The following is a 12,390-nucleotide window of genomic DNA, read 5'->3' on the forward strand; positions in this document are numbered from 1 at the left end:
GTTCGGTGGGCACCCGTGCCCACCAGGCCTACTGGATCGTCGCCAGGGTCGGACGGGCGTGACGGTCGGCATCAATCACCAGCAATTGGGCACGCGCTGCCTTGAGCGTGGCGACGTCGCGCGCCAGCGGGCGGTCGGTCCTGGCCTCGGCCACGCGCGGGCGCCAGGCCTGCTGGCGCTGCAGGGCGTGCGGCGCCTCGTAGCGCTGCACGGCCGGCGAACGGGCGTCGGCGGCGGGCTGCGTGCTCTCGCTACCTGCGACGCTGACCAGGCGCGTTGCCTGGGAGCCGCCTTCGCAAGGCTGGTCGGTCAGCGTCACATGACCGCCGGCATCGACGCATTTCAGAATCTCGGAACCCGCCAGTGCGGCAGGAGCGGCGGCGATTGCCGTAAAAACCAGGGTCAGCTGAGAGGCCAGGCGTTTCATGGCGTCCTCCATCGATATGATGGACCCATTGTCCCAGTCGAGACTGCCTTACTCTGTTAGGTGCTGCACGGTGCGCGGATATTGTCAAAAAAACCACGCATGAGCTCGCTCAGCGGTAGATGGCGGGCGACATTGGCTCAGGGGCGCTGGGCAACGAGCTGGATCTCGACCAGATAACCGTAGTGCAGGCCAGGGACCGGCACCACCGCGCGTGCGGGTTTGTGCTCGCCGAACACGCGCGCGTAGATGTTGTTGAAGGCAGGCCAGTGATCGACGCCCGCCAGGTAGGCCGTGCATTGCACGACGTCGTTGAAGCTGCAGCCGGCCGCGCGCAGGACCTGCTCGCATTGCGCGAAGACCGAATCGCACTGCACCTCGAAGAAGGCATCCTGGGCGACGGTATCCCGGGCCGGGAGGATGCCCGACAGGAAGACCAGGCCGCCGGCCGCCACCGCCTGCGAATAGTGTCCGGCGGGCGGCGGCAGTTCGGCCGACTGGATGAATTCCATCAGGCTACCAGCTCGCGCGTCACCAGCTCGCCAAAGCGCGACAGGTCGACGTTGCCGCCGCTGATCAGCACGCCGACGCGCTTGCCCGCCACCGGCACCACGCCGCACAGGGCCGCCGCCGCGCCCAGGCAACCGGTCGGTTCGACGACCATCTTCATCCGTTCGGCGAAGAATTTCATGGTCTCGACCAGCTGCGCATCGGTCACCGTCACGATGTCGTCGACGCGGCGCCGGATCACCTCGAAATTGTGCTCGCCCACATGGGTCACCATGGCGCCGTCGGCGATCGTCTTCGGCACGCCGATGTGGACGATTTCGCCTTTGCGCAAGGACTGCTGGCCGTCGTTGCCCGCTTCCGGCTCGACGCCGATCACCTTGCAATCGGGAGACAAGCCGCTCGCCGCCAGTGCGCTGCCGGCCAGCAGCCCGCCGCCGCCGAGCGGCACCAGCAGGATGTCGAGCGGCCCAACGTCTTCGAACAGTTCCCTGGCCGCCGTGCCCTGGCCGCAGATCACGTCCGGATGGTCGTAGGGCGGAATCAGGGTCATGCCGCGCTCGGCTGCCAGGCGGTTCGCGATCTCTTCGCGGTTTTCCGTGTAGCGGTCGTAGAAGATCACTTCGCCGCCGTATTCCTTCGTCGCCTGGACCTTCAGGGCCGGCGCGTCGTTCGGCATGATGATGGTGGCGCGGATGCCGGCCAGGCGCGCCGACAGGGCGATCGCCTGCGCGTGGTTCCCCGACGAGAAGGTCAGCACGCCGGCCGCGCGCTGGGCGTCCGTGAAGCGCGCGATGGCATTGAAGGCGCCGCGGAATTTGAAGGCGCCCATGCGCTGGTAGTTCTCGCACTTGAAGAACAGCCTGGCGCCCGTGCGGGCGTCGGCGGTGGTCGAGGTCAGTACCGGCGTGCGGTGGGCGGCGCCTGCGAGGCGCGCGGCGGCCTGTTCGACGTCGCTGTATTGGAGCATGGATTCGGTCATGGGAATAAAGAGCGGGAGAATGATCAGGAGGCGAGGGGCAGCGCCAGTTGCACCAGCAGCCCGCCGCCTTCGCGGTTGCGTACCGTCAGCTCCGCATTGTGGCGGCTGACGACGCGTTCGACAATCGCCAGGCCCAGGCCCGCGCCGTTCGCCTGGCCGCGCGCCGTATCCAGGCGCGTGAAGGGTTTCAGCAGCTGGTTGATCTGGTCGTCCGGCACGCCGGGGCCGTGGTCCGCGATCTCGACGACCGCGCGCCGGCCCTGGGCCGTGGTGCGCACGTGGCAGGCGAAATCGAGCTGCGTGAATTCCTCGCCCGGGGTGCGGCCGTAGCGGCGCGCGTTCTCGACGACGTTGTTGATCACGCGGCGCAGGTCGATCTCGTTGCCGAGCACCTGCACGTCGTCTTCGATGTCGGTCGATACGCGCATGCCGGGCAGGCGGGTCGCATGCTGGGCGCAGTCGGCCAGCAGGTGCGAGACTTCCACCGGCACGAAGCTGGAGGCTTCGGTCGGCTTGGCGTAGTCGAGGAACTGGCCGATGATCGCGTCCATCTGGGCGATGTCCGACTGCATGCCTTCGCGCGCATCCGTCGACAGGCTCGCCATCTCGAGTTCGAGCTGCATGCGCGCCAGCGGCGTGCGCAGGTCGTGCGAGATGCCGGCCAAAATCACGGCGCGGTCCTTTTCGACCTGCGCCAGGTCTTCGACCATCTGGTTGAAGCTGCGGTTGGCCTCGATGATCTCGCGCGAGCCTTTCTCGGGCAGCGGCGCGGGGCGCTCGCCCTTGGCGATCACGCGCGCCGCGGCCGTCAGGCGCGCCAGCGGCAGGTTGATCAGGCTCGAGATGAAGGCAGCGCCCAGCAGCGACATGATGCCCACCACGCTGGCCCAGCCGAACCACTGCACCCGCGTCAGGCCCGCGATGCGTTCGCGTTCCAGCATCAGCCAGTATTCGTCGTCCTCGATGTTGAAGCTGATGTAGAAGCCCGGCACGCCGTTCACGCGGCTGGAGAAGCGGGTCTGCGGGCCGAGTTTTTCGCGCACGGCGGCGGCGATCTCGGGCATCAGGGCGTTCGACGGCGGCGGATCGACCTTGTCGGTGTCTTCCAGCGCGAAGATGCGGATGCCTTCGTTCGACACCAGTTCGAGCAGCAGTTCGCGCCGCAGGTCGGGCGCCGAATGGGTCAGCGCCGCCTTGGTGATGGTGACCACCGAGACCACCAGTTCGGCCGTCTGCTGCACCTGCGGGCCGCGCTGGAACACGTTGAGCATGCCGATCCAGGAGCCCATCGACAGCGTCGTGAGCAGGGAGAGCAGGAAGAAGGTGCGCCAGAACAGCCCGCTGCGCATCCAGTTCATGCGGCCCGGGCGTGGAGACGGAATCGATGCGAGCACTAGCGCGGCTGTCCTTCAGGGATGAACACGTAGCCCAGGCCCCAGACGGTCTGGATGTACAGCGGGCTCGAAGGATCGGGTTCGATCAGCTTGCGCAGGCGCGAGATCTGGACGTCGAGCGAACGGTCGAAGACTTCGTATTCGCGGCCCCTGGCCAGTTCCATCAGCTTCTCGCGCGAGAGCGGCTGGCGCGCATGGCGCGCAAACACCTTCAGCACCGAGAACTCGCCGGTGGTCAGCGGCACCGTCTCGCCGTTTTTCTTGAGCGTGCGGGTGCCGAGATCGAGCACGAACTGGCCGAATTCGAAGGTCTGCGGCGTCTCCGAGGGCGCACCCGGGATTTCGTCCGGACCCTTGCGGCGCAGCACGGCGCCGATGCGGGCCACCAGTTCGCGCGGATTGAAAGGCTTGGGCAGGTAATCGTCGGCGCCCATCTCGAGGCCGACGATGCGGTCCACGTCTTCGCCCTTGGCGGTCAGCATGATGATCGGCGTCTGGTCGCCGGCGCCGCGCAGGCGGCGGCAGATCGACAGGCCGTCCTCGCCGGGCAGCATCAGGTCCAGCACCAGCAGGTCGTAGCGCTCGCGCAGCCAGAGCTTGTTCATCGCCGGCGCGCTTTCGGCCGTGACGACCTGGAAGCCTTGTTCCGTCAGGTAGCGCCGTAGCAGGTCGCGCAGGCGCACGTCGTCGTCGACGACCATGATCTTGGCGCTGTGGCCGCCATTCGTGGCCGTCGTGGCGGTACCGGAGGCGTTGCCCATATTCGTGTTGGAGGCTGAATTCATATGCTGTTAGTTTGTCAGATTCATATCGCTATGGTAACTTCTGTCCGCGCCGATTTTGGGAATTACAGACAGGGCATTACATTGTGTTACAAACTTTACCCAATCAGTCTTATCCCGGATCCTCGTTCCACATACACTGGGAACCAATGCAACACAGCTTATCCGTTTATCCAGCACCACGGAAGAGGAACACCATGACAAACGCGCTCGACAAAACCAACGCAGCAGCCCAGGCCAAGGGCCGGCTCGCCCGCCTGGCGCGCCAAGGTGTGGCCCTGTGCGTGCTCGTCTGTGCCGGCGTCGGTGCGGCACAGGCACAATACCATGGCCGGCGCGATGACGCCCAATTGCCGCCGCCGCCATCGGCCCGCGTCGATCGGGTCCCGGCACCGGCGCCCCAGCAAGTCGAACAGCCGCGCGAGCAGCGCATGTACGATCAGGTGCGCGAGCAGCAGCGCGCCTACGAAGAGCAGCGCCGCCAGCCTGTCCAGGCGCAGGGAGAGGGTAACCGCGAAGGCGGCCGCCGCGCCGGACGCCTGACGCCGGACGAGCGGCGCGACCTGCGGCGCCAGATCAACGAAGCGGGAATGGACATCTATCCGAACGCGCAGCGGCGCTGAGCCGCACGGGTGTGATCGAAACGAAAGCCGGGCTCAACCCGGCTTTTTTCATGGAACAGGCGCTGCACGTGTTACGCCAGGCCGTGTTGATGAGAATCGGTGAGAATTGTTGTTAACGATTATTTATTTATTCGTGACAACATGATACGCTCCTACCTTGCGCACCTTGAAGCATCGTCAAGGGGCCGCTCAATCACCTGGAGCACGCACGTGTCCGATACCGCTGTTGCACCTCCCGCCGCACCGGCTGCCCGGTTCGATTCGACCGGCCCCGAACATTGCATCCAGCGCCGCCCAGACGGCATCTATGCCGACCCGGCCGTGCTCGGCACCACCGTGCTGGCCGCCGTCGACAGCATCCTGCGCTCGGGCAGCGTGCTCTCCGGCATCGATTATCCGGTACTGATCAAGGCGATCTACGACAGCGGCCCGGCGCTCCCCACCGGACCCGATGGCCGGCCCGTCGTGCGCATCGCGAGCGACATCGTTCCCTTTAACGCCCAGCGCCGCAGCCTGTACCGCTCGGTAAGGATCGCCGGCGGCGAGGCCGAGTATTGCTTCGAGCCGGTGTTCCTGGCCGGGCCGGGCGGAGAAGGGGAAATCCAGACCAGCCTCGACTTCGACGAATTCGTGGCCGACATGTGGATCAAGGGCATCCGCTTCGGCATCGACATCGTTGGCGTGCGCGCGGGAATCGCCAATCCCGGCCTGGGACGGGTCGTGGTGGCGCGCCGCCTCGAGCCGGAGGCGGGCCTGGACGCGACCGTGGTCGAGGTCTCGGACGACATCCACCGCAGCGACGCCCCGCGCCAGCTCTCGAACGGCAAGCTCGACCTGATGTGCTTCCAGAACCGCTTCCCGCAGGTGCAGGGTGGCACGCGCCTGCTGCAAAAGCTGCCGAGCAAGGTCGGCAAGCCCGGTTTCGAACTGTCGGGCATCCGCATCGAACCGGCGGCCCCGCGCGACCTCGAGTTTTCGACCTACGCGGGCGAGGGCACCAGCATCGAGAAGAGCGCGGCCGGGGAATTCCTGGTCGCCGTGCGTACCGGTTTCCTGAACGTCGACCCGAAGACGCGCCGGATCGCCGTCGGCGACAAGATCGTCAGCCGCGACGGCGTCAGCGCCAGGACCACCGGCAACCTGCAGCTCACCGGCGACTACGAGGAATTCGGCGACGTGCAGGAAAAGCGCGTCATCGAGGGCAACGGCATCACCGTGCACGGCAACGTGTACGGCGACATCCATTCGCGCGGCGGCATGGTGCGCCTGCGCGCCACCCTGGTCGGTGGCAGCGTCCACAACAAGCACGGCGACATCCAGGTCGACGGTGTCACCGCGAACGCGATCCTGCAGGCAAGCGCCGGCACCGTGACGCTGCAGCGCGCCGAGAACTGCGTCATCTCCGGCACCCGGGTGCGCATCGAGCATGCGATCAATTGCGAGATCATGGCCGACGAGATCTCGATCGGCAATGCCGAAGGCTGCGCACTGGCCGCGCGCCGCATCAGCATCGACAGCACGGCGCCCTGGCGCGAAAGCGAGATGCTGGTGTATGTGCTGTGCGCCGAGTGCGGCCGCATCGACGACATGCTGGAGCAGATCGGCGCGCGCCTGGCGCAATTCGACGCCGCCGCCACGCGCCACAAGCTCGAGCTGTCCCACCTGTGCGCCCAGCCCGAGGTGCGCAAATACCTGGAGATCGCCGGACGCGTGCGCAGCGGCGAAATGAGCCTGACCCCGGCGCAAGCCCAGCAGTTCAAGCAGATGGGCCAGGCGGTCGGTCCCGAGCTGCAGAAGATCGGCGACGTGTCGGCCGCGCGCAAGGCAGTCGAGGCCGAGCACGCCGAAGGAAAGGCGCTGCTCGAGCGCTTCACCGCCCAGCGTATTGAACGCGCCGCGGGCAGCGAAGTGAAGCTCCGCCTGCTCCAGGGAGACACCCAGGTGCGCCAGCTGGCTTTCGACCCGGACGGCGCCTGTTTCTACGACTTGCCGGCGCGCGAGATCAAGTCTCGCCTGCGCGGCAATGAGGGCACGCCGCTGCACGCCGCGGCCTCCGGCAGCTACGCCTGGGGTGGCGCGGCCCCAGCGCTCCCCTGATGTAATAATGGTGTAAGGAAATATTGACTGCACTCAACGAGGGCAGGAGGGCCAGGCCCTAGCATGGTGACTGTTACCGAAAGGAACCATCATGCATAAAGACACCATGGCGTTTCATCCAGCAGCCAACCAGTTCCTCAGCTTCCGGCTGGGCGGTCTCGAGTACGGGGTCGATTTCGGCAAGGTGCAGGAACTGCGCATCATCAGGTCGCTCGAGCGCTTCGCCGCCGACGGCGCCATCGTCGAAGGCGTCGCCGTCTCGCGCGGCGTCATCATGCCGATCGTCGACATGCGCGCCGCCTTTTGCGGCCACCCGGTCGTGACGACACCGACCACCGACGTGATCATCCTGAAACTGTCGACCTGCGTGATGGGGATGGTGGTCGATGGCGTGACCGACGTGGTGACGCTGTATCCCGACCAGATTTCGCCGATTCCGGGAACCGACGGGGGGGCGATCGATTACCTGATCGGGCTCGGCGTCACCGAAGGACGCCGGCTGATCCTGGTGGATATCGACCGGCTGATGTCGATCGACAAGAAGAGCAGCGACCGTCACGTGGCGTGACGGTCCATAAGGGGGTAATCGTGGTCATCGGCCTCGATTACCCGCGCTACACCATTACGCCGCCAATCCTTCCAGCTGTTCCTGCAACTCCAGCCACTCGTTCTCCAGCGTCCCCAGGTCGCGCACGCAGAAGGCCTGGTCGGCCACCAGGGTCTTCAAGGCGTCCTTCTTGTCCGCGTCGTAGATCGTCGGATCGAGCAGACGCGCGTCGATGTCGGCCTTCTTCGCATTCAGCTTGGCCATCTGCTCCTCGACCCGCTTCAGGCGGTTCTCGAGCGGCTTCTTGAGCGCAGCGACGCGCTGGCGCTCTTCGGCGTCGAGGCGCTTCTGCTCCTTGCGCTCGGCCGGGGGCACCGGCGGCGCGGCCACCACGGGCGCCGCCACAGGCGCTGCAGCGGCTGCCGCTTTCGGGATCGGCAGCACGTCGGTGCCTTTACCCAGCTTGGTCTTGAACAGCCAGTCCTTGTAGTCGTCCAGGTCGCCGTCGAAGGGCTGCAGGCGGCCGTTGGCGACGATGATGAATTCGTCGGTCGTCGCACGCAGCAGGTGGCGATCGTGGGAAACGACGACCAGCGTGCCTTCGAACTGCGCCAGCGCCATCGTCAGCGCCTCGCGCGTCTCCAGGTCCAGGTGGTTGGTCGGTTCATCGAGCAGCAGCAAATTGGGACGCTGCCAGACGATCAGGGCCAGCGCCAGACGCGCCTTTTCCCCGCCCGAGAAGGGGCGGATCGGGCTGGTCACCATGGTGCCGGGGAAGTTGAAGCCGCCGAGGAAGTTGCGCAGCTCCTGCTCGCGCACGGTCGGCGCGATCTTCGCCAGGTGCCACAGCGGCGACTCGTCGTGGCGCAGCATCTCGACCTGGTGCTGGGCGAAATAACCGATCGACAGGCCCTTGCCGAGCGTCGATTCGCCGGTCAGCGGCGCCAGTTCGCCCGCGATGGTTTTGATGAGCGTCGATTTGCCGGCGCCGTTCACACCCAAGAGGCCGATGCGCTGGCCGATCTGCAGCGAGAAGTCGATGTGGTTGACGATGGTCTTGGCGCCGACCTTGTCGCCATGGCTGTCGAGGATCGGGTAGCCCGCGTCCACTTTTTCCATGACCAGCAGCGGATTCGGGGCGGCCAGCGGCTCGCGGAATTCGAAGGAGAATTCGGCGGCCGCGCGCAGCGGCGCCAGTTCTTCCATTTTCGCCAGCTGCTTCATGCGGCTCTGGGCCTGGCGCGCCTTGCTGGCTTTCGCCTTGAAGCGGTCGATGAAGGATTCGAGGTGGGCGCGCGCGCGCTGCTGCTTCTCCATCGCGCTGGCGGCCAGCACCATCGCGGCGGCGCGCTGGCGCTCGAAGGAGGAGTAGTTGCCCGAATAGCGTTTCAGCTTGCGTTCGTCGATGTGGACCACGACGTTGACGATCTCGTCGAGGAAATCGCGATCGTGCGAAATGATGACCAGGGTGCCCGGATAGCGTTTCAGCCAGTCTTCGAGCCAGATGATCGCATCCAGGTCCAGGTGGTTGGTCGGTTCATCGAGCAGCAGCAGGTCGGAAGGGCACATCAGCGCCTGCGCCAGGTTCAGGCGCATGCGCCAGCCGCCGGAGAAGCTGGCCACCGGCTGCTGCATCTGGTCGAGGGTAAAACCCAGGCCCAGCAGCAGCTGCTCGCCGCGCGACTGCACGGTGTAGGCGTCGGCATCCATCAGGGCGCCGTGCACATTGCCCATCGCGATGCCGTTCTCCTCGGTGTGTTCGGCCGCCTCCAGTTCCTCGAGTTCGGCCTGCAGGCGGCGCAGCGTGACGTCGCCGTCGATCGCATATTCGAGCGCGGGACGGTCGAGCGCAGGGGTCTCCTGCGCCACATAGGCCATGCGCCACCTGGCGGGGAAATCGATCTCGCCCTGATCAGCGTGCAGCTCGTTGCGCAGCATCGCGAACAGGCTGGATTTGCCGGCGCCGTTGGCGCCGATCAGGCCGATCTTGTCGCCGGGGTTCAGGGTCAGGTCGGCGTTTTCCAGCAGCGGCTTTGTGCCGCGCATCAGGCTGACGTTCAGGAAGCGGATCATTCGTAATCTTTACTGTGTTATGCGTTCTGTAGTTGCTCGGCGGTGAGCAGGAAGACTGCCTCGTCGCCGGCGCTCGTGGTGAGCCAGGTCAGGCCCAGGTGGCCGAAGGCGGCTTCGGCGTATTCGGCCTCGTTGCCGATTTCGACGACCAGGATGCCTTCCGGCGTCAGGCGTTCGGCGGCACCGGCGACGATCTTGCGCACCAGGTCCATGCCATCAAGCCCGCCGTGCAGGGCGATCTGCGGCTCGCGCAGGTATTCCGGCGGCAGCTTGGCCATCGAATCGGCGTTCACGTAGGGCGGATTGGTGACGATCAGGTCGTATTTTTTAAAGGGGACGTTCTCGTACAAATCCGACTCGATCGGATTGACGCGACCTTCGAGTTTATAGTCGCGGATGTTGCGTTCGGCGACAGCGAGGGCATCCTTCGAGATGTCGACCGCGTCGACCACGGCGTTCTGGAAGACGTCGGCCATCATGATCGCCAGGCAGCCGGAACCGGTGCACAGTTCGAGCACGTTTTCGACTTCATAGGGGTTGGTCACCCACGGGCTGAAGAAATTCGGGATCAGTTCGGCGATGAAGGAGCGCGGCACCAGCACCCGTTCGTCGACATAGAAGGCATAGGTCCCGAGCCAGGCTTCATTCGTGATGTAGGCTGCCGGCACCCGTTCGACGGTGCGGCGCTCGATCACGGACAGCACCTGCAGCACTTCTTCCGGCAGCAGTTTCGCATCGAGGAAAGGGTCGAGCCGGTCGAGCGGGAGCTTCAGGGTGTGCAGGACCAAATAGGCCGCTTCGTCGAAGGCTTCGGCGCTGCCGTGGCCGAAGAACAGTTTCGCCGCATTGAAGCGGGTGACGGCGTAGCGCAGCAGGTCGCGCGGGGTGCTGAAAGGTGTCGTGGTCATGGCATGTTCTCCCGTGGTCTGGGCTCTGGATTGGTGTTAAGCGGCCAGCAGGCCGGGGGTGAGCAGATTTTCCAGCGTGCGGCGGTAGATGTTCTTCAGTGGATCGATGAAGCGCAGCTCGACGTGTTCGTCGATCTTGTGGATGCTGGCGTTTGGTGGCCCGAATTCTATCACCTGGGGACAGATGCGGGCGATGAAGCGCCCATCCGAGGTCCCGCCCGTGGTCGACAGTTCGGTGGCCACGCCCGTCTCGGCGCGGATTGCGCCGCATACCGCGTCCGACAGCGTTCCCTTCGGGGTCAGGAAGGGCAGGCCGGACAGGGTCCATTCCAGGTCGTACTCGAGGCCGTGATGGTCGAGGATGGCGTGCACCCGCGCTTCCAGGCCCTCGGCCGTGCTCGCGGTCGAGAAGCGGAAGTTGAATTCCAGCGTCAGCTGGCCCGGAATGACGTTGTTGGCGCCGGCGCCGGCATGGATGTTCGAGACCTGCCAGGAAGTCGGCGCATAGTATTCGTTGCCTTCGTCCCAGACCTCGGCGGCCAGCTCGGCCAGCGCGGGCGCGGCCTGGTGGATAGGGTTGCGCGCCAGGTGCGGATAGGCGATGTGGCCCTGCACGCCCTTGATGACGAGATGGCCCGAGAGCGAGCCGCGGCGGCCGTTCTTGATCATGTCGCCCAGGATGTGGGAGGAGGTCGGCTCGCCGACCAGGCAGTAGTCGAGCGTGACGCCGCGTTCTTCCAGCAGCTCGCAGACCACCACGGTGCCGTCCGTCGCGGGGCCTTCCTCGTCGCTGGTGATCAGGAAGGCGATCGAGCCCTTGTGGTCGGGGTGGCTTGCCACGAACTCTTCGCAGGCGACCACCATCGCCGCAATCGAGGTCTTCATGTCGGCCGCGCCGCGGCCATACAGCTTACCCTCGCGCACCGTCGGCGTGAACGGCTCCGAGGCCCACTGCTGCACCGGCCCGGTCGGCACCACGTCGGTATGGCCGGCGAACACGAACACGGGCGATTCGGTTCCCTTGCGCGCCCACAGGTTCGTCACGCCGTTCGAGACGATGCTCTCGCAGACGAAGCCGAGCGGCGCGAGCAGCTCGGTCAGGCGCTGCTGGCAACCCTTGTCGTGCGGCGTGATCGAGTCGAGGGCGATCAGTTCGGCGGCGAGGGCCTGGGTGCGCGAGGTCCTGATCATGCGGCCCCCATCAGGCGCGTGTAGGCGTCCGGGCTGAAACCCACGGCCAGCGCGCCGTCGCCTTCGAGCACCGGGCGCTTGATCACGGACGTATTTTCCAGCATCAGTTCAAGTGCCGAGGCCTTGTCGACCACGGCCGCCTTGCGCTCGTCCGGCAAATTTCTCCAGGTCGTGCCCTTGCGGTTGACCAGGGTTTCCCAATCGAGTCCGTCGAGCCAGCGCGCCGCGGTTTCGCGGTCCAGCCCCTGCTTCTTGAAATCGTGGAAGGTGAAGTCGTGGCCGTTTTCGGCAAGCCAGGTGCGGGCTTTCTTGACGGTGTCGCAATTGGGAATACCGTAGAGCGTCTTTTTCATGGGCGGAACGTGGACGTAAATGAGTCAGGGCAACGAGCGTTGCCGCAAGCATGGTGGTTCGGAAAGGCCGAGAGGATAGCATAGGCCCATCCTGCGCGGCGATGTCGCACACGGCCGTTCCGGATCGAACCGCGAGGCAGCGCGCCTGTCTTACGCAGAGAGGCCGCATGGTGCGGCCCTCGACAGTCTGGAGGACACCATGAAAGCATTGCTTGTCACGCTGGCCGCGCTGCTCGCTCTGCTGGTCGCACCGAGCGCTGCCGCGCGGGACTATTACATCGCCCCCTCCGAAATGCTCGAGGTCTACGGAACTTACCCGCTGTCCGATGGCGACGTGCTGCGCATCGAAGGCAGCGGCAACCGTGCCTGGGCCAGGCTGAACGGCACCGAACGCATGCGGCTGGTGGCCGTCGGGCCGCTCGAGTTCGTGACGCAGGAAGGAAGGCTGAAGCTGCGCTTCGAGCCGCTGCCGTTCACGACCGAGGTGACGGTCGAGCGCAGGTGAAGAT

13 protein-coding genes are annotated in these 12,390 nt (G+C 65.7%); 4 read left to right on the forward strand and 9 right to left on the reverse strand.

Annotated features, from left to right (window positions below; all coding sequences use genetic code 11):
- Positions 1-28 precede the first annotated feature (28 nt).
- The 5 genes from ACI48I_RS06370 to ompR all read right to left on the reverse strand — a co-directional run bounded on the left by ACI48I_RS06370 (position 29) and on the right by ompR (position 4,068).
- On the reverse strand, positions 29-427 hold the full coding sequence (locus ACI48I_RS06370) for a DUF4124 domain-containing protein (protein ID WP_498573663.1): 399 nt from the start codon (positions 425-427) through the stop codon (positions 29-31).
- A 137-nt stretch (positions 428-564) separates the two neighbouring features.
- Positions 565-936, reverse strand: a complete 372-nt coding sequence (locus ACI48I_RS06375; protein WP_498573664.1) for a RidA family protein — start codon at positions 934-936, stop codon at positions 565-567.
- Positions 936-1,901 carry a threo-3-hydroxy-L-aspartate ammonia-lyase gene (locus tag ACI48I_RS06380; protein ID WP_498573665.1) on the reverse strand — a complete coding sequence of 322 codons (966 nt, stop codon included), beginning with the start codon at positions 1,899-1,901 and terminating at the stop codon, positions 936-938. Before ACI48I_RS06380 ends, ACI48I_RS06375 begins: the two co-directional genes overlap by 1 nt.
- A gap of 35 nt (positions 1,902-1,936) precedes the next feature.
- Positions 1,937-3,271 carry a sensor histidine kinase family protein gene (locus ACI48I_RS06385; protein ID WP_193688994.1) on the reverse strand — a complete coding sequence of 445 codons (1,335 nt, stop codon included), beginning with the start codon at positions 3,269-3,271 and terminating at the stop codon, positions 1,937-1,939.
- Positions 3,272-3,306: 35 nt separating this feature from the next.
- Positions 3,307-4,068: an osmolarity response regulator transcription factor OmpR gene (ompR, locus tag ACI48I_RS06390; RefSeq protein WP_193688995.1), complete on the reverse strand. Its 762-nt coding sequence runs from the start codon at positions 4,066-4,068 to the stop codon at positions 3,307-3,309.
- Between the two features lie 218 nt (positions 4,069-4,286).
- Between ompR and ACI48I_RS06395 the strand changes: the two genes are divergently transcribed.
- From ACI48I_RS06395 to ACI48I_RS06405, 3 genes are all read left to right on the forward strand, one after another.
- Positions 4,287-4,712 carry a hypothetical protein gene (locus ACI48I_RS06395; protein ID WP_193689165.1) on the forward strand — a complete coding sequence of 142 codons (426 nt, stop codon included), beginning with the start codon at positions 4,287-4,289 and terminating at the stop codon, positions 4,710-4,712.
- A 210-nt stretch (positions 4,713-4,922) separates the two neighbouring features.
- On the forward strand, positions 4,923-6,809 hold the full coding sequence (locus ACI48I_RS06400; RefSeq protein ID WP_498573666.1) for a flagellar assembly protein A: 1,887 nt from the start codon (positions 4,923-4,925) through the stop codon (positions 6,807-6,809).
- A 91-nt stretch (positions 6,810-6,900) separates the two neighbouring features.
- Positions 6,901-7,377 (forward strand): chemotaxis protein CheW, encoded by a 477-nt coding sequence (locus tag ACI48I_RS06405; RefSeq protein ID WP_193685104.1) that lies wholly within the window; start codon positions 6,901-6,903, stop codon positions 7,375-7,377.
- Between the two features lie 54 nt (positions 7,378-7,431).
- On the opposite strand, the gene ACI48I_RS06410 is transcribed toward ACI48I_RS06405, so the two are convergent.
- Genes ACI48I_RS06410 through ACI48I_RS06425 form a run of 4 tightly spaced genes read right to left on the reverse strand, consistent with a single transcriptional unit; the run spans position 7,432 to position 11,881 of the window.
- Positions 7,432-9,429: an ATP-binding cassette domain-containing protein gene (locus ACI48I_RS06410; protein WP_193685105.1), complete on the reverse strand. Its 1,998-nt coding sequence runs from the start codon at positions 9,427-9,429 to the stop codon at positions 7,432-7,434.
- Between the two features lie 17 nt (positions 9,430-9,446).
- Positions 9,447-10,337 carry a 50S ribosomal protein L3 N(5)-glutamine methyltransferase gene (gene prmB / locus ACI48I_RS06415; protein ID WP_193685106.1) on the reverse strand — a complete coding sequence of 297 codons (891 nt, stop codon included), beginning with the start codon at positions 10,335-10,337 and terminating at the stop codon, positions 9,447-9,449.
- A gap of 36 nt (positions 10,338-10,373) precedes the next feature.
- A complete protein-coding gene (dapE, locus tag ACI48I_RS06420) occupies positions 10,374-11,528 on the reverse strand; it encodes a succinyl-diaminopimelate desuccinylase (protein ID WP_193685107.1) in 1,155 nt (384 codons plus the stop codon).
- On the reverse strand, positions 11,525-11,881 hold the full coding sequence (locus ACI48I_RS06425; protein ID WP_193685108.1) for an ArsC family reductase: 357 nt from the start codon (positions 11,879-11,881) through the stop codon (positions 11,525-11,527). Before ACI48I_RS06425 ends, dapE begins: the two co-directional genes overlap by 4 nt.
- A gap of 199 nt (positions 11,882-12,080) precedes the next feature.
- Between ACI48I_RS06425 and ACI48I_RS06430 the strand changes: the two genes are divergently transcribed.
- Complete coding sequence (locus ACI48I_RS06430) at positions 12,081-12,386, forward strand: hypothetical protein (RefSeq protein ID WP_193685109.1); 306 nt, start codon at positions 12,081-12,083, stop codon at positions 12,384-12,386.
- Positions 12,387-12,390: the final 4 nt, after the last annotated feature.

Source organism: Massilia sp. LXY-5 (assembly GCF_059801075.1).